Raw genomic sequence first — 18,662 nt, 5'->3', positions numbered from 1 at the left:
CATGTTCACCAAGCAGCGTTTGATTATTGTCGCAACTGCTGTGGCCCTGTTGTCCGGCTGCGCTTCACCTAATCCTTATGACAACCAGGGGCAGGCCGACAGCGGTTCTCAGGGCATGAGCAAAACCGCCAAGTACGGTGGCCTCGGCGCCCTGGCGGGTGCGTTGGCGGGTGCCGCCATCGGTCACGATAACCGTGGCAAGGGCGCGTTGATTGGTGCCGCCGTGGTGGGTGCTTCCGCCGCCGGTTACGGTTACTACGCCGACCAGCAAGAGAAAAAGCTGCGAGCCAGCATGGCCAATACCGGGGTTGAAGTGCAGCGCCAGGGTGATCAGATCAAGTTGATCATGCCGGGCAATATCACCTTCGCCACCGATTCGGCGAACATCGCTTCAAGCTTCTACCAGCCGTTGAACAGCCTGGCGGGCTCGCTCAAGGAATTCAGCCAGAACCAGATCGAGATTGTCGGCTACACCGACAGCACCGGTGCCCGTCAGCACAACATGGACCTGTCCCAGCGTCGCGCCCAGAGCGTGGCGACTTACCTGACGTCGCAGGGCGTGAGCGGGGCCAACCTGTCGGCACGCGGTGCCGGGCCGGATAACCCGATTGCCAGCAACGGTGACGTCAATGGCCGGGCGCAGAACCGTCGGGTTGAGGTCAACCTGAAGGCAATTCCGGGTCAGCAGTATCAGCAGCAGGGTCAACCTGTTCAGCAGTACCAGTAACAGCCTGACTGAACCCCAGGTCTAAAAAGCCCGCCCGATTCTCAGCAGATCGGGCGGGTTTTTTTGTGTCGGCAGTTAGACCCCAATCGTGAGCAAACTCGCTCCCACATTTGGAACGCATTCCCCTGTGGGAGTGAGCTTGCTCGCGATGAGGCCCTGACAGGCACCCAGACAATCAGCCACATAAAAGCCCTCGGACAATCACTCATCCGAGGGCTTTTTGCGTAGCGCGAAACCTGATTACTTCTTCAGGCCGTAATGCTCATCGAGCATGCCCGGTGCGTTCGGGGCTTTTGGAGCGTAGTCGCGAGGCGGCTCCTGATTGCGCGGTGGCGTCAGGCGTTCCCGTGGGGCCACGGCTGCGTCGGCGTGCAGGGCGGCCAGCAAGCGTTGGCGAGTCTGCTCGTCCAGGGCCAAACGGTTGGCACCCTCGGCGAGATGATCCTGCACGTCCTGATAGCTCGCAGTCATTTTCTTGACCAGGGTGGCCGTGCTGTTGAAGTGGGTAACCACCTCGTTCTGATAACTGTTGAAACGTTCCTGAATGTCATCCAGCTGCCGTTGCGTGCGGTCAGGCGCGGCGTTCGGCACCAGACGAGCGACCAGGAATCCAATGGCGACACCCACAACCAGGGCAAGAGTCGGCAACAACCAAACTAAGAGCGAGTGTTCCACGAGTCCTTCCTCTATAAACGGCTTTGCTTTACGTTAACGGCTCGAACCTGCGCTGTATACCGCGATTCACTCGCAATAGATTGGCACAGACAATTTGCTAGACGAGTCGACCCGATTCGAGGTCACGGAGTTCCTTCCTTGCTTATGCGCGAAACCCCTGTAGTGATTGATGGCCCGGTCGGCCAACTGGAAGCCCTTTACCTTGGCAGCGACGAACCTCGCGGCCTGGCGCTGATCTGCCATCCGAACCCGGTGCAGGGTGGCACCATGCTCAATAAAGTTGTGTCGACCTTGCAGCGCACCGCCCGTGATGCCGGTTTGATTACCTTGCGTTTCAATTACCGTGGCGTCGGTGCCAGCGAAGGCACCCACGACATGGGCACCGGCGAAGTCGACGACGCCCAGGCTGTCGCTGAATGGCTGCGGGCCAAGCACCCGGAGTTGCCGCTGACGCTGTTCGGTTTCTCCTTCGGCGGATTTGTTGCAGCAAGTCTCGGCGGACGCCTGGAAGCGAACGGCGAGCAACTGAAACATCTGTTCATGGTCGCGCCCGCGGTCATGCGCCTCGGTGATCAGGATCAACTGCCGCAACACGGCGAGCTGACCCTGATCCAGCCGGAAACCGACGAAGTCATCGATCCGCAACTCGTCTATGAATGGTCCGACACACTCGATCGCCCCCATGAGCTGCTGAAAGTGGCAGAATGCGGACACTTTTTTCATGGCAAGCTGACCGATCTCAAGGATCTGATCCTGCCGCGTCTTTCGAATTGATTGCAGTCTGACAAGCGATTACCCATGACGACTCGTACCCGTATCCTCACCGGCATCACCACCACCGGCACGCCGCACCTGGGCAACTACGCCGGCGCCATCCGCCCGGCGATCGTCGCCAGCCGTGACAGCAATGCCGATTCGTTCTACTTCCTGGCCGACTACCACGCTCTGATCAAATGCGATGACCCGCTGCGCATCCAGCGCTCGCGTCTGGAAATCGCCGCGACCTGGCTGGCCGGTGGCCTCGACGTCGACCGCGTGACCTTCTATCGCCAGTCCGACATCCCGGAAATCCCCGAGTTGACCTGGTTGCTGACTTGCGTCGCCGCCAAGGGCCTGCTCAACCGCGCCCACGCCTACAAGGCCTCGGTGGACAAGAACGTCGAGACCGGCGAAGACCCGGATGCCGGCATCACCATGGGCTTGTACAGCTACCCGGTGCTGATGGCCGCTGACATTCTGATGTTCAACGCGCACAAGGTGCCGGTCGGTCGTGACCAGATCCAGCACGTGGAAATGGCCCGCGACATCGGCCAGCGTTTCAACCACCTGTTCGGTCAGGGCAAAGAATTCTTCACCATGCCCGAAGCGCTGATCGAAGAAAGCGTTGCCACGCTGCCAGGCCTCGACGGTCGCAAAATGTCGAAGAGCTACGACAACACCATTCCGTTGTTCAGCAGCGCCAAAGAGATGAAGGACGCGATTTCGCGGATCGTCACCGACTCCCGCGCGCCGGGCGAAGCTAAAGATCCAGACAACTCGCACCTGTTCACCTTGTTCCAGGCTTTCGCCACCCCGGCGCAGTCCGACGAATTCCGCAGTGAATTGTTGCAGGGCCTGGGTTGGGGCGAGGCGAAGAATCGTCTGTTCCAGCTGCTCGACAGCGAACTGGGCGAGTCCCGCGAACGTTATCACCAGCTGATCGAACGCCCGGCGGATCTGGAAGACATCCTGCAGATCGGCGCCAAGAAGGCCCGCTCGGTGGCGACACCGTTCCTCCACGAGCTGCGCGAGGCGGTCGGCCTGCGTTCTTTCGTTGCCCAGACGCAAGTCGCGGCCACCACCAAGAAGAAAGCCGCGAAAGCCGCGCGTTTCGTCAGCTTCCGCGAAGACGACGGCAGCTTCCGCTTCCGTCTGCTGGCGGCCGATGGCGAGCAATTGTTACTGTCGCGCAACTTTGCCGACGGTAAAACCGCCGGTCAGGTGACCAAGCAACTGCAAGCCGGACAGCCTCTGGACGTGCGCAGCGAAGACCTGAGTTTCAGTGTCTGGCTGGAAGGCGAGTGCGTTGGCGACAGCCCGGCCTTCGCCGATAGTGCGGCGCGTGACGTCGCCATCGACGCCTTGCGTGTGGCCCTGACGCCGGTTCAGGAATAAATCAGCGGCTCGGCCCGACCAAGGGCTGATTGCCATTCTCACGGGCCGTCGCTACAGTGACGGCCCGTTTTTGTTGCCTTGCTAACGAATTATGACGCCCCTAGAACGATATCAAGCTGATCTGAAACGCCCGGACTTCTTCCATGACGCCGCCCAGGAAACTGCGGTGCGTCATTTGCAGCGCCTGTACGACGATCTGGTCGCGGCCTCGCACGTCAAACCGGGCCTGTTCGGCAAACTGTTTGGCAAGAAAGACCAGGCGCCGGTCAAGGGCCTGTATTTCTGGGGCGGCGTGGGTCGCGGCAAAACCTATCTGGTCGACACCTTCTTTGAAGCCCTGCCGTTCAAGGAGAAGGTCCGTACTCACTTCCACCGCTTCATGAAGCGCGTGCACGAAGAGATGAAGACCCTGAGCGGTGAGAAAAACCCGCTGACCATCATTGCCAAGCGCTTCTCTGACGAAGCCCGGGTGATCTGTTTCGATGAATTCTTCGTGTCTGATATCACCGACGCGATGATCCTCGGCACATTGATGGAAGAGTTGTTCAAGAACGGCGTGACCCTGGTCGCGACCTCGAACATCGTGCCGGACGGTCTGTACAAGGACGGCCTGCAACGTGCGCGCTTCCTGCCCGCGATTGCGCTGATCAAGCAAAACACCGACATCGTCAACGTCGACAGCGGCGTCGATTATCGTCTGCGTCACCTTGAGCAAGCCGAACTGTTCCACTTCCCGCTCGATGATGCGTCCCACGAAAGCTTGCGCAAGAGCTTCCGCGCCCTGACGCCGGAATGCACGGCCGCCACCGAAAACGACGTGTTGATGATCGAGAACCGCGAAATCCGTGCCTTGCGCACCTGCGATGACGTGGCCTGGTTCGACTTCCGCGAACTGTGCGACGGCCCGCGCAGCCAGAACGATTACATCGAACTGGGCAAGATCTTCCACGCCGTATTGCTCAGCGGTGTCGAACAGATGAACGTCACCACCGACGACATCGCCCGACGCTTTATCAACATGGTCGACGAGTTCTACGACCGTAACGTGAAACTGATCATTTCTGCCGAAGTCGAGCTCAAAGACCTCTACACCGGCGGTCGCCTGAACTTCGAATTCCAGCGTACGCTGAGTCGTCTGCTGGAGATGCAGTCGCACGAATTCCTGTCCCGGGCGCATAAGCCGTAGGACGTTTCGGAAAATAAAAAAGGGCCTGCAAATGCAGGCCTTTTTTTGTGTTGAATCTGATCGTTCCCACGCTCCGCGTGGGAATGCCGCCATGGACGCTCTGCGTCCGCTTCGGAATGTGACGCGGAGCGTCACGGGATGCATTTCCACGCAGAGCGTGGGAACGATCGGCTCGGGCTATGCCGCTTGCTGAAACTGCTGCCGATACTGGTTCGGCGACAATTCGGTGTGCTGGCGGAACAGTCGCGCAAAGAAGCTTGCATCGTCGTAACCGACTTCATAACTGATCGTCTTGATGCTCTTGCGGCTGCCGGACAGCAGGCCCTTGGCGGTTTCGATGCGCAGGCGTTGCAGGTAATGCAGCGGCTTGTCACCGGTGGCGGTCTGGAAGCGGCGCATGAAATTGCGGATGCTCATGCCGTGTTCGCGGGCGACGTCTTCGAAGCGGAACTTGTCGGCGAAGTGTTCTTCGAGCCAGTGCTGGATCTGCAGGATGATCACATCCTGGTGCAGCTTCTGCCCGCCGAAACCAATCCGCCCCGGTGCATAGCTACGCTGCACTTCATAAAGAATGTCCCGGGCTACGGCCTGAGCCACGTTGGCACCGCAGAAGCGTTCGATCAGGTAAATGTAGAGGTCACACGCCGAGGTCGTGCCGCCGGCGCAATACAGGTTGTCAGCGTCGGTCAGGTGCTTGTCCTGATTGAGTTGAACCTGCGGGTAGCGCTCGGCGAACGCGTTGAAGAAACGCCAGTAGGTGGTCGCTTCCTTGCCATCGAGCAGCCCGGCTTCCGCCAGCCAGAACACCCCGGTGGCTTCGCCGCACAACACCGCACCGCGAGCGTGTTGCTCGCGCAGCCATGGCAGCACCTGTGGATAACGTTTGCAGAGTGTTTCGAAGTCGTCCCAGAAGGCGGGAAGGATGATGATGTCAGCGTTTTCCAGGCCGCCATCCACCGGAATGATCACATCGCTGAAGCTGTTTACCGGTTTGCCGTCGGGGCTGACCAGCCGGGTTTCGAACGCCGGTGTCAGGCCGTGGCCCAGTTGTTTGCCATAGCGCAGGCTGGCCAGGTGGAAGAAATCCTTGGCTTGCATGAGGGTGGAAGCGAAAACCCGGTCGATAGCCAGGATGCTGACGCGCCGCAGCGGCGTGGAGACTTGGTTAGACATAATTCAACTTTATTCTTATAGGGGAAAGTGGTCACCAGACGGCTGGATCGTCTTATTTTTTGTCTGATGTGTCCAGTGTCCTGTATCGGAAGCGAGGCTTAGTCTCTGAAGGTCATTTCCTTTTAACAATAACGACAGGTGCCGCATGATCCCCAGAACCTTGTTCAGTTCCGAGCACGAACTCTTTCGCGACAGCGTGCGAACGTTCCTCGAAAAAGAGGCCGTGCCGTTCCATGGACAATGGGAAAAACAAGGCTTCATCGACCGCAAACTCTGGAACAAGGCGGGGGAGGCGGGGATGCTCTGTTCGCATCTGCCGGAGGAATATGGCGGGCTGGGCGCGGACTTTCTCTACAGTGCGGTAGTGATCGAGGAGGTCGGCCGCCTGGGCCTGACCGGGATCGGGTTTTCGCTGCATTCGGACATCGTCGCGCCGTATATCCTGCATTACGGCAGTGAAGCGCTGAAGCACAAATACCTGCCGAAACTGGTGTCAGGAGAAATGGTCACGGCCATTGCCATGACCGAGCCGGGCGCCGGTTCCGACCTGCAAGGGGTGAAAACCACCGCCGTACTGGACGGTGACGAATATGTCATCAACGGCTCGAAAACGTTCATCACCAACGGCTTTCTAGCGGACCTGGTGATTGTCGTCGCCAAGACCGACCCCAAGGCGGGCGCCAAGGGCACCAGTCTGTTTCTGGTGGAAGCCAATACGCCGGGTTTCGCCAAGGGCAAGCGCCTGGAAAAAGTCGGGATGAAGGCTCAGGACACGTCGGAATTGTTCTTTCAGGATGTCCGCGTGCCGAAGGAAAACCTGTTGGGGCAGGCCGGGATGGGCTTCGCCTACCTGATGCAGGAACTGCCGCAAGAGCGTCTCACGGTTGCCGTCGGCGGGCTCGCTTCGGCGGAGGCGGCGCTGCAATGGACCTTGGACTACACCCGCGAGCGCAAAGCCTTCGGCAAGGCGATTGCCGACTTTCAGAATACTCGTTTCAAACTCGCGGAAATGGCGACTGAGATTCAGATTGGTCGGGTCTTCGTCGATAAGTGCCTGGAGCTGCACCTGCAAGGCAAGCTCGACGTGCCGACGGCGGCGATGGCGAAATACTGGGGCACCGACCTGCAATGCAAAGTGCTCGACGAATGCGTGCAGTTGCATGGCGGTTACGGGTTCATGTGGGAATACCCGGTGGCCCGGGCGTGGGCGGATGCGCGGGTGCAGCGGATTTATGCCGGCACCAACGAGATCATGAAGGAAATTATTGCGCGCTCGCTTTGATGCCGTGAGATCGTTCCCACGCTCTGCGTGGGAATGCATCCCGTGACGCTCTGCGTCACATCCAAAGCGGAACGCGGAGCGTCCCTGGCGGCATTCCCACGCAGAGCGTGGGAACGATCAGCTCAATTAAGGCGCAGGATTCGGGTGATCCTTGTGAATCGCCTCAATCCCCGCCAACACTTCGTCGGAAAGCTTCAGCTCGAAACTGGCAATGTTGCTGTCCAGTTGCTCCAGTGTCGTGGCACCAATGATGTTGCTGGTCACGAACGGCTGCTGGGTAACAAACGCCAACGCCATCTGCGCCGGATCCAGACCGTGTTCACGGGCCAGCGCCACATATCGGCTGCACGCAGCTTCCGACTGCGGGTTGAAATAGCGGCTGAAGCGGCTGTAGAGGCTCAGGCGACCCTTCGGCGGACGCGCACCCCCTTCGTACTTGCCCGACAGGAAACCGAACGCCAGTGGCGAATAAGCCAGCAGGCCGCATTGTTCGCGAATGGCGATTTCCGCCAGGCCGACTTCAAAGGTGCGGTTGAGCAGGTTATAGGGGTTCTGGATCGTTACGGCACGCGGCCAGCCACGGGCTTCGGCCAGGGCGAGGAAACGCATGGTGCCCCACGGCGTTTCATTGGACAGGCCGATGTGGCGGATCTTGCCGGCCTTGACCTGTTCGTCCAGCGCTTCGAGGGTGTCCTCCAGCGGCGTGAGGTTGGCTTCGATCTTGTGCTTGTAGCCCAACTGACCGAAGAAATTGGTGCTGCGTTCCGGCCAGTGCAGTTGATAGAGATCGATGTAGTCGGTCTGCAAGCGCTTGAGGCTGGCGTCCACGGCTTCTGTGATGTGCTGGCGGTTGTGCCGCAGGTTTTTGTCGCGAATGTAGTCGATGGTGTTGCCGGGGCCGGCGATTTTGCTCGCCAGGATCCAGTCGGCACGATCGCCGCGACTTTTGAAGTAATTGCCGATGTAGCGCTCGGTAGTGGCGTAGGTTTCGGCCTTGGGTGGCACCGGGTACATTTCGGCGGTGTCGATGAAATTGATCCCGGCGCCTTTGGCCCGTTCAATCTGGGCGAAGGCTTCAGCCTCGCTGTTTTGCTCGCCCCAGGTCATGGTTCCGAGACAGATTGCACTCACGTTCAGATTGGTTCGGCCTAGCTGGCGATAGTCCATCGGGTGCTCCTTGGGCAAAACAATCATAAAAGCAGGTTGAAATATTTTTCGCAATCTGCATAATTGCGCACCTCTTTCTGCAGTGGAAGTGATGCGCCGCCGCCGAAGAATCTTGCCGTTGAACGGACGCGCCGACCCGAGCCCCCGAAAGCGTCTGTATCCGGCTGCCTTTGACTTGTCAAAGTACGCACTATTCAGTAAGATCCGCCGTCTAATTTACAGGGCGGCCCCTGAGGCTATAAAGAATGAAAACTTTTACTGCTAAACCGGAAACAGTACAGCGCGACTGGTTTGTCGTCGACGCTGCAGGTCAGACCCTGGGTCGTCTGGCCACCGAAATCGCGAGCCGTCTGCGTGGCAAGCATAAAGCTGAGTACACTCCTCACGTTGACACCGGCGATTACATCGTCGTTATCAATGCCGAGCAGATTCGTGTGACCGGTGCTAAAACCACCGACAAGATCTACTACTCCCACTCCGGTTTCCCGGGCGGCATCAAGTCGATCAACTTTGAAAAGCTGATCGCTAAAGCCCCTGAGCGCGTGATCGAGACCGCGGTCAAAGGCATGCTGCCTAAGAACCCGCTGGGTCGCGACATGTATCGTAAGCTGAAAGTCTATGCGGGCGCTGTACACCCTCATACTGCTCAGCAGCCCCAAGAACTGAAGTTTTAACGGAATAGTTCATTATGTCGGCGACTCAAAATTACGGCACTGGCCGTCGCAAGACCGCAACCGCACGCGTTTTCCTGCGTCCGGGTACTGGTAACATCTCCATCAACAACCGCACCCTGGAAAATTTCTTCGGCCGCGAAACTGCCCGCATGGTAGTTCGTCAGCCGCTGGAACTGACTGAGACTGTCGAGAAATTCGACATCTACGTCACCGTGATCGGTGGTGGTGTAAGTGGTCAAGCTGGCGCAATCCGCCACGGTATCACTCGCGCACTGATGCAGTACGACGAAACCCTGCGTGGCGCTCTGCGCAAAGCTGGCTTCGTTACTCGCGATGCTCGTGAAGTTGAACGTAAGAAAGTTGGTCTGCGTAAAGCGCGTAAGCGTCCGCAGTACTCGAAGCGTTAATTCGCTTCCACGTTCAAAAAGAACGCCCATCTCCTCACGGAGCTGGGCGTTTTTTTATGCGTGCGATTTCTCAAAGAATTGCGCTGTGACAACTTGCCACAGCCGTAGAGCCCCTATACTGCAAGGCTTGGCAGTGGAGCCCTTGGGTAATTACCTTGTCAGAATTGGGGCTTTTCATTACCATTCGGCAAAATTTTTATAAGTACATAGATTTACTTAGTAGATGCCTGATTTAACAGGCCACAAAGCTGATGGGAGAGGACTGAATGAGCAATGACGGCGTGAATGCAGGCCGGCGTCGCTTCTTGGTAGCAGCCACATCCGTGGTGGGTGCTGCAGGAGCGGTGGGGGCTGCGGTCCCGTTCGTGGGGTCATGGTTTCCCAGTGCCAAGGCGAAAGCCGCAGGTGCACCGGTGAAAGTGAATGTCAGCAAAATCGAGCCAGGCCAGCAGATGATTGCTGAGTGGCGCGGCCAGCCAGTATTCATTGTCCGCCGAACCGCGGAAATCCTGGGGAATCTGAAAAAGATCGAGGGCCAGCTGTCTGACCCGACCTCCAAGAACTCGACACAACCGACCTACGTCGATCCAGAAACGCGTTCGATCAAGCCAGAGGTTCTGCTGCTGATCGGTATCTGCACACACCTGGGTTGTTCGCCGACCTTCCGCCCCGAAGTGGCACCTGCTGATCTGGGTAAAGACTGGGTAGGTGGTTATTTCTGCCCTTGCCACGGTTCCCACTACGATCTGGCTGGCCGCGTCTACAAGTCGCAACCTGCGCCTTTGAACCTGCCAGTTCCCCCGCATTCCTATGAGACCGATGACGTTATTGTCATTGGCGTCGATACGGAGAAAGCGTGATGAGCAAGTTCATGGATTGGGTTGATGCGCGCTTTCCCGCGACCAAAATGTGGGAAGACCATCTCAGCAAGTACTACGCCCCGAAGAACTTCAACTTCTTCTATTTCTTTGGTTCCCTCGCACTGCTCGTTCTGGTCAATCAGATCGTTACCGGTGTCTGGCTAACCATGAGCTACACCCCGTCGGCAGAAGAAGCGTTTGCTTCTGTCGAATACATCATGCGTGACGTCGAGTACGGCTCGATCCTGCGTCTGCTGCACTCCACCGGCGCTTCGGCGTTCTTCATCGTGGTCTACATGCACATGTTCCGTGGCTTGCTCTACGGTTCGTACCAGAAGCCTCGTGAGCTGGTGTGGGTCTTCGGCATGCTGATCTATCTGGCGCTGATGGCTGAAGCCTTCATGGGTTACCTGCTGCCGTGGGGCCAGATGTCCTACTGGGGTGCTCAGGTGATCATCTCGCTGTTCGGTGCGATCCCGGTCATCGGTAACGACCTGACCCAGTGGATTCGTGGTGACTACCTGATTTCCGGTATTACCCTGAACCGCTTCTTCGCCTTGCACGTCGTGGCCCTGCCGATCGTGATCCTCGGTCTGGTGGTGTTGCACGTTCTGGCGTTGCACGAAGTCGGTTCGAACAACCCGGACGGCGTGGACATCAAGAAATTCAAAGACGAAAACGGCGTACCGCTGGACGGCATTGCTTTCCACCCGTACTACACCGTGAAAGATATCGTCGGCGTGGTGGTGTTCCTGTTCATCTTCTGCTCGATCGTGTTCTTCTTCCCGGAAATGGGCGGTTACTTCCTTGAGAAGCCGAACTTTGAAGTGGCCAACGCCTTCAAAACCCCTGAGCACATTGCTCCGGTCTGGTACTTCACTCCGTTCTACGCAATCTTGCGGGCAATTCCGGACAAGCTCCTGGGCGTGATCGCCATGGGCGCGGCCATTGCTGTGCTGTTCGTCCTGCCGTGGCTCGACCGTAGTCCGGTCAAGTCCATGCGTTACAAGGGCTGGCTGAGCAAGATCTGGCTTTGGGTGTTCTGCATCTCGTTCGTGATCCTCGGCGTGCTGGGCGTATTAGCCCCGACCCCTGAGCGTACGTTGCTGTCGCAGGTCTGTACCTTCCTGTACTTCGCCTACTTCATTCTGATGCCGTTCTACACCAGGCTCGAGAAGACCAAACCGGTTCCGGAAAGGGTGACTGGCTGATGAAAAAGCTATTTGCTGTATTGATTCTTGCTGCCATGCCGATGTTTTCTTTCGCGGCCGAACATGGTCCGGAGCTGGAAAAAGTCGATATCGACGTCGCCGATAAAGCAGCCATGCAGGACGGCGCACGTACGTTCGCCAACTATTGCATGGGCTGCCACAGTGCCAAGTTCCAGCGCTATGAGCGCGTTGCCGACGACCTGGGTATTCCTCACGATCTGATGCTGAAAAACCTGGTGTTCACCGGCGCCAAGATCGGCGACCACATGAGCATCGGCATGCAGCCGGCAGACGCCAAGACCTGGTTCGGTGCTGCACCGCCGGACTTGACCCTGGTGGCTCGCGTTCGTGGCACCGACTGGCTCTATGGTTACCTGCGTTCGTTCTATGAAGACCCGGCGCGTCCCTGGGGCGTGAACAACAAGGTGTTCCCGAACGTCGGCATGCCTAACGTGCTGGTCGGCCTGCAAGGTCGTCAGGTGGTCGGCTGCAAACAGGTTCAAATCGTCGAAGACGGCAAGAAGCAGTATGATCCGCTGACCGGCACGCCGCTGACTCATGAAGCGTGCGATCAGTTGACCATTGTGCCGAAGAGCGGTGCACTGAACGAAGAGCAGTTCGATGAGAAGGTCAAGAATCTGGTAACCTTCCTCGCTTACTCGGCTAACCCGGTAAAGCTGCAACATCAGCGCATCGGTACTTATGTGTTGCTGTACCTGGCGTTCTTCTTCGTATTCGCATATTTGCTCAAGCGTGAATACTGGAAAGACGTACATTGATAAAGCTGTAAGCAATTGCTGTTAATCGCGCGCGCCCAGGGGCGTCTCTGAAGGTGTAACGAGTCTGGTGAGCCAGGCGTTACGGGAGGCGTCCTCTGGGCGCGCGCGTTTTTCCGCTTCCGATAATTTCAACAAGCGAGGAGGACCGCCATGGGCGTGACCAATCGGTTGGCCTGTTACTCCGACCCCGCCGACCACTATTCCCACCGAGTACGCATCGTACTTGCAGAGAAGGGTGTCAGCGCCGAGATCATTTATGTGGAAGCTGGTCGCCAGCCGCCTAAACTGATCGAAGTGAACCCTTACGGCAGCTTGCCCACCCTGGTCGATCGTGACCTGGCGTTGTGGGAGTCCACCGTGGTGATGGAATATCTGGATGAGCGTTACCCGCACCCGCCTTTACTGCCGGTTTATCCTGTGGCGCGTGCAAACAGCCGTCTGCTGATTCATCGTATTCAGCGTGACTGGTGTGGCCTGGTGGATCTGATCCTGGATTCCCGGTCCAAGGAAGCAGCCCGCGTCGTGGCTCGTAAAGAGCTGCGCGAAAGCCTGACAGGCGTGTCGCCGTTGTTCGCCGACAAGCCGTTTTTCCTCAGTGAGGAACAAAGTCTGGTGGATTGCTGCCTATTGCCAATACTCTGGCGATTGCCGATTTTGGGTATTGAACTGCCGCGGCCTGCCAAGCCGTTGCTTGATTACATGGAGCGCTCTTTCGCGCGTGAGGCTTTCCAGGCGAGTCTGTCTGGTGTCGAACGCGATATGCGCTAAGGCTTAAGGAGCCGCTATGAACTCCAGTCGACCTTATCTGGTCCGCGCGCTCTACGAGTGGATTGTTGATAATGATTGCACCCCGCACATGCTGGTCAATTCCGAATATCCGTCGGTGCAGGTGCCTCAAGGTTTTGCCAGTGACGGACAGATTGTCCTGAACGTATCGCCGGCAGCCGTGCGTCACTTGCACATGGACAACGAAGCGGTCAGCTTCGAAGGGCGCTTCGGTGGCGTGCCACACACCCTGTTCGTGCCTATCGCTTCGATCCTGGGCATTTACGCCCGGGAGAACGGTCAAGGCATGGTGTTCGATCTGGAATCGCCTATGGAAGACGATGAAGAGATCGAGCCGGATGATGATGTCCCGCCACCCGACAACGAACCGCCGCGCCCCAGCGGTCGACCCAGTTTGAAAGTGGTGAAGTAATAAAAAAGGCGATCCGAAAGGATCGCCTTTTTTGTGCCTGCATTTTCTGTGTCAGTCGATGTACTCGAACAACTTCACAATCTTCTGCACGCCAGAAACGCTCTGCACCAGATTGGTGGCTTGAGCGGCTTCCTGCTTGGTCAGCAGACCCAGCAAATAGACGATGCCATTTTCGGTGACGACCTTGATGCGCGAGCCCGGGATGTTCGGATCGGTGAGCATCTGGGTCTTGATCTTGGAGGTCAGCCAGGTGTCGTTCTGGCGGGCAAGGAAGCCGGACGGCGGCAGGACTTGCAGCTCGTTATGGACCTTCTTCACACGCTGGACCGCGGAAGCAGCCTGTTCGGCCTTGGCCTTGAGGTCTGCGGTGGGCGTTTGCCCGGCCAGCAGCACGACGCCGTTGAAGCTGGTGACGACGATGTGCGAGTCGTTATCTAGCGCCGGATCGGCCTTGGCGACGTTTACGCCGACCTTGGTGTCAATCAGGGAGTCGTCGATTTTGCTGCCGAAGGTGCGCGTGCCGCGGTCGTCTTCAATCGGCTTCTCACGGCTGGCGTTAACCACCGAGGTGCAGCCGCCGATGCCGAGGCACAGGGTCAAGGCCAGAAGGCCTAGGCGATTAGGGGTCATTCTTCACTCCCGAACAGTTGGCTGTCGATCAAGTCGCAAAGGCAGTGGATCGCCAGCAGGTGGACTTCCTGAATACGTGCGGTGACATTGGCCGGTACGCGGATCTCGACGTCTTCAGGCAAAAGCAGCGACGCCATGCCGCCGCCATCGCGACCGGTCAATGCTACGACAATCATTTCGCGATCATGTGCGGCCTGGATCGCTTGAATAATGTTCGCCGAGTTGCCGCTGGTGGAAATCGCCAGCAATACATCGCCCGGCTGGCCGAGGGCGCGGATCTGTTTGGAGAAGATTTCGTTGTAGCTGTAATCGTTGGCGATCGAGGTGATCGTCGAGCTGTCGGTGGTCAGCGCGATGGCTGGCAAGCTCGGGCGCTCGCGTTCGAAGCGGTTGAGCAGCTCCGACGAGAAGTGCTGGGCGTCACCGGCGGAGCCGCCGTTGCCGCAGGAAAGCATTTTGCCCTCGTTGAGCAGGGCGTTGACCATTACCTGGCTGGCTTGCTCGATGTGCGGTGCAAGTACGTCCATCGCCTGTTGCTTGGTGTCGATACTGGCCTGAAAAAGCTGGCGAATTCGGGATTGCATGTCCATCTGTGTGACCTTAATTAGCGCGGCTACTTGGCACATGAATGTGCAGCCCGCAAAGCAAAGAGCAAAAGTGTCGGGTGAAGGTGTCCGGTTCGGGGTGCAAGCGATCAGCTGTCGAAGGCATTCTGCAACCAGTTCAACTGATCAAGGTTGCTGTCGATCGCAACCACGTCGAAGCGGCAAGGGGAATTGGCCCAACGCGACTCGCGCTGAAGAAAATACTGCGCGGCGAAAATCAGCTTCTGCCGTTTGCGCCCATCGATGCTATCGAGCGCGCCACCCCATTGAGTGTTTTTTCTGTAGCGGACTTCAACGAATACTACTGTATCGCCATCAAGCATGACCAGATCAAGCTCGCCGCGTTTGCACAACCAGTTCTGCGCCAGCAGGCGCAGACCCTGTTGTTGAAGATGCTCGAGCGCATGGCGCTCGGCATCCTGACCGCTTTGCCGGCGTGACCTGTCAGGCATCAGCGCGGTGTGTCCGGCAGGCGTTGAACCTGGCCGTTGACGAACTGTGCCCATGGCAACTGGCGAACCACCCGTTGGTTCTGGGTCATGCCGAGGCTGCCCGATTGACCTTCGATGCGGCTGTCCGGCAAGGCCTTGAGCTGCCCCAGGCGCGGTGCCAGGCGATAGGCGTCAACACCCATCGCGAACAAGCGGCCGAGGCTGGTACCGGCCTGCGCCCATTGTGCAGTGACTTGTTTGCGCAGTGGGTCATTGGCGTCGAGCAACCACGGGGTTTCGCAGAAGCGAACGCCGTTCATGTCGTTGTACTCGTTTACGTCGCCGCTGGCACTGAACACATTGGAGGTTGCGTAGACAGGCACGTCACCGGCGTACTGGAAGTTCAGGGTCGGTTTGATCTGTTGCGCCTGTTTCGGGGAGGCCGCAAGGAAAATGAACTCGATGTCCTGGCGGCGGGAAGGTTGTGCGGCGACTTGCGAGCCAACGGTGCTCTGCAAGGTCTTGGCGCGGCCTTCGCTCTGACGCAGTTGGAACATGTCGGCAATCTGTTGCGCCAATTGTACCGGCTGGTCAATACGCTCGACGGCGACGATGCTACCGCCATTCGCCTGCCAGTCCTGACTGAACGCTTTCAATACGCGGTCGCCCCATTCGCCTTTCGGCACCATGGCGGCGGCGCGATGCAGGCCGTCGGCACGAGCGCGGCGGGACACTTCGCGGGCTTCGTCTTCGGCGGCAAGGCCGAACTGGAACAGTTGGGCCGGACCTTGTTCGCCTTCGCTGTAGTTCAGCGCCAGGGTGGTGATCGGCAGTTGCGGGCGAGTGCTGAGCTGTTTGACCAGCGGCTTCTCCAGCGGGCCGATGACCAGTTGCACGCCATCGGCCTGGGCCTTGCGATAGAAATCGTCCACCGACTGGCGATAGAAACCTTCCACCGACATCCCTGGCGGCACCTTGGTCATTATCGAGCTGTCATAAAATACGATGGCAGGCGGCTTCTGCCCAGCTTGTTCCGCCTGGTAGTGAGCAGCCACGATACCTTCACGCAGTGCCTTGCTGGCCGCCGTCAGCGGGCCGTCCGCTTGAGGCAGCAGGACAGCGATTTTGCCCAGGGGCTGGCTCGCCAGTTCCTTGAGCTTGGTCAGTGGCAGTGGCAGTTGAAGCGCAGCGGGGTGCTTTGGATTCTGTGCGCGCCAGTTGTCGATCGCCGCTTGCTGTTGTTCCAGGGTGCCGGCGGTTTTCACCGCCAGGGCCAGGCTCATCCAGCCGCCGAGGTCATCGGTGGTAGTTGGCTGCAATTGATCGGTCGGCAGCGAGGCGATCAGGGTCCAGATCGCTTCGTGGTTCTTGCTGGCGGCCTCGCCTTCGAGCATCGGGGCGATAAAGATACGTTCCCGTGCAGCGGCCAGGGTCTGGCCATCGGCTTCAAGGGCGCGGGCGTGAACGGTGCCAGTGCGAACCTGTTGCTCGACAGGCAGTTCGCCCAGGCGTTGCAGGCTCGGATGGCTCAAGGCCGTCAGCGCCGCTTTTGGCTGATTGCGCACCATGGCGAGTTCAGCTGCCAACGTGCTGGCGAAGACCTGTTGGCCAGGCTTGAGTTGTTCCACGGGCACTTGTTGCAGGATTTGCGCGGACTGGCCGGCATTGCCCTGGCGGTAAGCCAGGTCTGCCGCGCTCAGGCGAAACAGCGCGGCTTGTTCCGGCGTTTTGCTTTGGGCAGCCTTTTCGAGCAGTTGCTCGATACTGGCATCCGGGGTCCGTGGTAGTTCGCCAAGGCTGGAGGAGGACGTGCTGGCGCAAGCCGCCAGCAGGGCAGCGAGGCAGAGGGCAGTGAACAGCCGCAGGCAAGCGATCATGTAGTGTTCCTGATACTCGATCAAATTAGCGTGGAATTGTACCCAAGCACTGGCCGGGGCGCGATGTTACTGGCGTGAATCGATCAATTTAGCTCGTGTAAATGTTGCGGCACTGCACAAAGGGTCGAAAAACCGAGGGTGGCTCGCGGGTATCGCAAGTGTCACTACGCGCTACAATGGCGACTTTTATCGATCATGAGGTGTGCGCTTTGACTGCTCCAGGTGCTTTGAATTCCGCTGCTGGCTCGCTTTATGTGGTGGCGACGCCCATCGGCAACCTGGACGACATCAGTGCTCGTGCGCTGAAAATCCTGCGTGAGGTGGCGTTGATTGCCGCCGAAGACACCCGTCACTCCCAGCGTTTGATGCAGCACTTCGGCATTCCGACGCCGCTGGCGGCCTGCCATGAACACAACGAGCGCGATGAAGGTAGTCGCTTTATCACGCGCTTGCTGGCTGGCGACGATGTGGCGTTGATCTCTGATGCGGGGACGCCGCTGATTTCCGATCCGGGTTATCACTTGGTGCGTCAGGCGCGTGCGGCGGGGATCAATGTGGTGCCGGTTCCGGGGGCCTGTGCCTTGATCGCGGCGCTCTCGGCGGCGGGTCTGCCCTCGGATCGCTTTATCTTCGAAGGCTTCCTGCCGGCCAAGGCCGTGGGGCGTCGGGCTCGTCTGGAGCTGGTCAAGGAAGAGCCGCGCACGCTGATTTTCTACGAGGCCCCGCACCGCATCCTTGAGTGTCTGCAAGACATGGAGCTGGTGTTCGGCGGCGAGCGTCCGGCGTTGCTGGCGCGGGAAATCACCAAAACCTTCGAAACCCTCAAGGGCTTGCCGCTCGCCGAGCTGCGCGAATTCGTCGAGTCCGACAGCAATCAGCAGCGCGGTGAGTGCGTGGTGCTGGTGGCCGGTTGGTCGGCGCCAGAGACGGAAGACGCGGTCAGCAGCGAAGCCATGCGTATCCTCAATCTGTTGCTCGAAGAAATGCCGCTTAAACGTGCTGCTGCCCTGGCGGCGCAAATTACCGGCGAGCGTAAGAATGTTCTCTATCAAGTCGCGCTGGATAAACAGAAGGGCGAGTAAAAACACGACGCGCAGGAGTGCCCGAAGGTGTTTAGCGCTTGTTCTTCGGCCGCTCTGCCGTTAACCTTCGCGGCGGAGAGTCGATTGGACAGTCGCTGCCCTCTATGAAAATTAGGGGGGGGAGGAAAGTCCGGGCTCCATAGGGCGAAGTGCCAGGTAATGCCTGGGAGGCGCGAGCCTACGGAAAGTGCCACAGAAAATAACCGCCTAAGCGCTTCGGCGCCGGTAAGGGTGAAAAGGTGCGGTAAGAGCGCACCGCACGTCTGGCAACAGTTCGTGGCTAGGTAAACCCCACTTGGAGCAAGACCAAATAGGGTCCCAAGGCGTGGCCCGCGCTGGGACCGGGTAGGTTGCTAAAGATGTCCAGTGATGGCCATCGTAGACGAATGACTGTTCAAGACAGAACCCGGCTTACAGATCGACTCTCCACCTTTTTCTTTCCCTGCTTGAATCATCAGGCAGGTGCTGGTAGCGGGCTTTTGTGATATTCATTAGCCTGCACTGACAGCAGTTTGCAAATATCCTCGCGTCCTCGAATTCCCTC

20 protein-coding genes and 1 other RNA gene are annotated in these 18,662 nt (G+C 58.5%); 14 read left to right on the top strand and 7 right to left on the bottom strand.

What is annotated here, in order from left to right; translation table 11 throughout:
* Nucleotide 1 precedes the first annotated feature (1 nt).
* The gene (locus tag ACA071_RS26215) at nt 2-727 is read left to right on the top strand and encodes a YiaD family glycine zipper/OmpA-like lipoprotein (RefSeq protein WP_497641757.1); all 726 of its coding nucleotides are present in this window, start codon (nt 2-4) and stop codon (nt 725-727) included.
* A gap of 240 nt (nt 728-967) precedes the next feature.
* Here the strand turns inward: ACA071_RS26215 and ACA071_RS26210 are convergent, their stop codons facing one another.
* The gene (locus tag ACA071_RS26210) at nt 968-1,402 is read right to left on the bottom strand and encodes a Z-ring associated ZapG family protein (RefSeq protein WP_497641756.1); all 435 of its coding nucleotides are present in this window, start codon (nt 1,400-1,402) and stop codon (nt 968-970) included.
* A 144-nt stretch (nt 1,403-1,546) separates the two neighbouring features.
* Here ACA071_RS26210 and ACA071_RS26205 point away from each other — a divergent pair, with 144 nt between their 5' ends.
* From ACA071_RS26205 to zapE, 3 genes are all read left to right on the top strand, one after another.
* Nucleotides 1,547-2,176: an alpha/beta hydrolase gene (locus ACA071_RS26205; protein ID WP_497641755.1), complete on the top strand. Its 630-nt coding sequence runs from the start codon at nt 1,547-1,549 to the stop codon at nt 2,174-2,176.
* A 24-nt stretch (nt 2,177-2,200) separates the two neighbouring features.
* A complete protein-coding gene (locus ACA071_RS26200; RefSeq protein ID WP_497641754.1) occupies nt 2,201-3,556 on the top strand; it encodes a tryptophan--tRNA ligase in 1,356 nt (451 codons plus the stop codon).
* A 91-nt stretch (nt 3,557-3,647) separates the two neighbouring features.
* Nucleotides 3,648-4,742 carry a cell division protein ZapE gene (gene zapE, locus ACA071_RS26195; protein WP_497641753.1) on the top strand — a complete coding sequence of 365 codons (1,095 nt, stop codon included), beginning with the start codon at nt 3,648-3,650 and terminating at the stop codon, nt 4,740-4,742.
* Nucleotides 4,743-4,919: 177 nt separating this feature from the next.
* Here zapE and ACA071_RS26190 read toward each other — a convergent pair whose 3' ends face one another.
* Nucleotides 4,920-5,816, bottom strand: coding sequence for a GlxA family transcriptional regulator (locus ACA071_RS26190; protein ID WP_497645388.1), 897 nt, complete (start codon nt 5,814-5,816; stop codon nt 4,920-4,922).
* A 244-nt stretch (nt 5,817-6,060) separates the two neighbouring features.
* Between ACA071_RS26190 and ACA071_RS26185 the strand changes: the two genes are divergently transcribed.
* Nucleotides 6,061-7,197 (top strand): acyl-CoA dehydrogenase family protein, encoded by a 1,137-nt coding sequence (locus ACA071_RS26185; protein WP_497641752.1) that lies wholly within the window; start codon nt 6,061-6,063, stop codon nt 7,195-7,197.
* A 126-nt stretch (nt 7,198-7,323) separates the two neighbouring features.
* On the opposite strand, the gene ACA071_RS26180 is transcribed toward ACA071_RS26185, so the two are convergent.
* Nucleotides 7,324-8,364 (bottom strand): NADP(H)-dependent aldo-keto reductase, encoded by a 1,041-nt coding sequence (locus ACA071_RS26180; protein ID WP_497641751.1) that lies wholly within the window; start codon nt 8,362-8,364, stop codon nt 7,324-7,326.
* Nucleotides 8,365-8,609: 245 nt separating this feature from the next.
* Between ACA071_RS26180 and rplM the strand changes: the two genes are divergently transcribed.
* The 7 genes from rplM (at nt 8,610) to ACA071_RS26145 (ending at nt 13,493) form a co-directional block, all read left to right on the top strand.
* A complete protein-coding gene (rplM, locus tag ACA071_RS26175; RefSeq protein WP_007905295.1) occupies nt 8,610-9,038 on the top strand; it encodes a 50S ribosomal protein L13 in 429 nt (142 codons plus the stop codon).
* Between the two features lie 14 nt (nt 9,039-9,052).
* Entirely contained in the window at nt 9,053-9,445 is a 393-nt protein-coding gene (gene rpsI, locus ACA071_RS26170) for a 30S ribosomal protein S9 (protein ID WP_003216038.1), read from the top strand.
* A 266-nt stretch (nt 9,446-9,711) separates the two neighbouring features.
* Nucleotides 9,712-10,305, top strand: coding sequence for a ubiquinol-cytochrome c reductase iron-sulfur subunit (gene petA, locus ACA071_RS26165; protein ID WP_129441361.1), 594 nt, complete (start codon nt 9,712-9,714; stop codon nt 10,303-10,305).
* The gene (locus ACA071_RS26160) at nt 10,305-11,516 is read left to right on the top strand and encodes a cytochrome b (RefSeq protein WP_497641750.1); all 1,212 of its coding nucleotides are present in this window, start codon (nt 10,305-10,307) and stop codon (nt 11,514-11,516) included. Before petA ends, ACA071_RS26160 begins: the two co-directional genes overlap by 1 nt.
* Nucleotides 11,516-12,295: a cytochrome c1 gene (locus ACA071_RS26155; protein ID WP_497641749.1), complete on the top strand. Its 780-nt coding sequence runs from the start codon at nt 11,516-11,518 to the stop codon at nt 12,293-12,295. Before ACA071_RS26160 ends, ACA071_RS26155 begins: the two co-directional genes overlap by 1 nt.
* Nucleotides 12,296-12,445: 150 nt before the next feature.
* Entirely contained in the window at nt 12,446-13,063 is a 618-nt protein-coding gene (locus tag ACA071_RS26150) for a glutathione S-transferase N-terminal domain-containing protein (protein WP_008155978.1), read from the top strand.
* Between the two features lie 16 nt (nt 13,064-13,079).
* Entirely contained in the window at nt 13,080-13,493 is a 414-nt protein-coding gene (locus ACA071_RS26145) for a ClpXP protease specificity-enhancing factor (protein WP_054045578.1), read from the top strand.
* A 51-nt stretch (nt 13,494-13,544) separates the two neighbouring features.
* Here ACA071_RS26145 and ACA071_RS26140 read toward each other — a convergent pair whose 3' ends face one another.
* From ACA071_RS26140 to ACA071_RS26125, 4 genes are all read right to left on the bottom strand, one after another.
* Nucleotides 13,545-14,123 carry a BON domain-containing protein gene (locus ACA071_RS26140; RefSeq protein WP_169373140.1) on the bottom strand — a complete coding sequence of 193 codons (579 nt, stop codon included), beginning with the start codon at nt 14,121-14,123 and terminating at the stop codon, nt 13,545-13,547.
* Nucleotides 14,120-14,713, bottom strand: a complete 594-nt coding sequence (locus tag ACA071_RS26135) for a phosphoheptose isomerase (RefSeq protein ID WP_007904374.1) — start codon at nt 14,711-14,713, stop codon at nt 14,120-14,122. Before ACA071_RS26135 ends, ACA071_RS26140 begins: the two co-directional genes overlap by 4 nt.
* Before the next feature lie 104 nt (nt 14,714-14,817).
* Nucleotides 14,818-15,180 carry a YraN family protein gene (locus ACA071_RS26130; RefSeq protein ID WP_213938626.1) on the bottom strand — a complete coding sequence of 121 codons (363 nt, stop codon included), beginning with the start codon at nt 15,178-15,180 and terminating at the stop codon, nt 14,818-14,820.
* Nucleotides 15,180-17,036: a penicillin-binding protein activator gene (locus ACA071_RS26125; RefSeq protein WP_497641748.1), complete on the bottom strand. Its 1,857-nt coding sequence runs from the start codon at nt 17,034-17,036 to the stop codon at nt 15,180-15,182. The genes ACA071_RS26130 and ACA071_RS26125 overlap by 1 nt, the downstream gene beginning before the upstream one ends.
* A gap of 176 nt (nt 17,037-17,212) precedes the next feature.
* On the opposite strand from ACA071_RS26125, the gene rsmI reads away from it, so the two are divergent.
* Together rsmI and rnpB are read left to right on the top strand one after the other, a co-directional pair.
* The gene (rsmI, locus tag ACA071_RS26120; protein WP_497641747.1) at nt 17,213-18,118 is read left to right on the top strand and encodes a 16S rRNA (cytidine(1402)-2'-O)-methyltransferase; all 906 of its coding nucleotides are present in this window, start codon (nt 17,213-17,215) and stop codon (nt 18,116-18,118) included.
* 76 nt (nt 18,119-18,194) lie between these two features.
* Nucleotides 18,195-18,548, top strand: an RNA gene (gene rnpB / locus ACA071_RS26115) — RNase P RNA component class A.
* Nucleotides 18,549-18,662: the final 114 nt, after the last annotated feature.

It is taken from the genome of Pseudomonas sp. LBUM1646 (genome assembly GCF_059716165.1).
The sequence above is the reverse complement of the archived record's forward strand: the minus strand, read 5'-3'. Positions and strand labels throughout refer to the sequence as shown.

Bases quoted from the DNA above. Each gene is read 5' to 3' on its own strand.
- ACA071_RS26215 (WP_497641757.1), top strand. From the start codon at position 2: ATGTTCACCAAGCAGCGTTTGATTATTGTCGCAACTGCTGTGGCCCTG.
- ACA071_RS26205 (WP_497641755.1), top strand. From the start codon at position 1,547: ATGCGCGAAACCCCTGTAGTGATTGATGGCCCGGTCGGCCAACTGGAA.
- ACA071_RS26200 (WP_497641754.1), top strand. From the start codon at position 2,201: ATGACGACTCGTACCCGTATCCTCACCGGCATCACCACCACCGGCACG.
- zapE (WP_497641753.1), top strand. From the start codon at position 3,648: ATGACGCCCCTAGAACGATATCAAGCTGATCTGAAACGCCCGGACTTC.
- ACA071_RS26185 (WP_497641752.1), top strand. From the start codon at position 6,061: ATGATCCCCAGAACCTTGTTCAGTTCCGAGCACGAACTCTTTCGCGAC.
- ACA071_RS26180 (WP_497641751.1), bottom strand. From the start codon at position 8,364: ATGGACTATCGCCAGCTAGGCCGAACCAATCTGAACGTGAGTGCAATC.
- rplM (WP_007905295.1), top strand. From the start codon at position 8,610: ATGAAAACTTTTACTGCTAAACCGGAAACAGTACAGCGCGACTGGTTT.
- rpsI (WP_003216038.1), top strand. From the start codon at position 9,053: ATGTCGGCGACTCAAAATTACGGCACTGGCCGTCGCAAGACCGCAACC.
- petA (WP_129441361.1), top strand. From the start codon at position 9,712: ATGAGCAATGACGGCGTGAATGCAGGCCGGCGTCGCTTCTTGGTAGCA.
- ACA071_RS26160 (WP_497641750.1), top strand. From the start codon at position 10,305: ATGAGCAAGTTCATGGATTGGGTTGATGCGCGCTTTCCCGCGACCAAA.
- ACA071_RS26155 (WP_497641749.1), top strand. From the start codon at position 11,516: ATGAAAAAGCTATTTGCTGTATTGATTCTTGCTGCCATGCCGATGTTT.
- ACA071_RS26150 (WP_008155978.1), top strand. From the start codon at position 12,446: ATGGGCGTGACCAATCGGTTGGCCTGTTACTCCGACCCCGCCGACCAC.
- ACA071_RS26145 (WP_054045578.1), top strand. From the start codon at position 13,080: ATGAACTCCAGTCGACCTTATCTGGTCCGCGCGCTCTACGAGTGGATT.
- ACA071_RS26140 (WP_169373140.1), bottom strand. From the start codon at position 14,123: ATGACCCCTAATCGCCTAGGCCTTCTGGCCTTGACCCTGTGCCTCGGC.
- ACA071_RS26135 (WP_007904374.1), bottom strand. From the start codon at position 14,713: ATGGACATGCAATCCCGAATTCGCCAGCTTTTTCAGGCCAGTATCGAC.
- ACA071_RS26130 (WP_213938626.1), bottom strand. From the start codon at position 15,180: ATGCCTGACAGGTCACGCCGGCAAAGCGGTCAGGATGCCGAGCGCCAT.
- ACA071_RS26125 (WP_497641748.1), bottom strand. From the start codon at position 17,036: ATGATCGCTTGCCTGCGGCTGTTCACTGCCCTCTGCCTCGCTGCCCTG.
- rsmI (WP_497641747.1), top strand. From the start codon at position 17,213: ATGGCGACTTTTATCGATCATGAGGTGTGCGCTTTGACTGCTCCAGGT.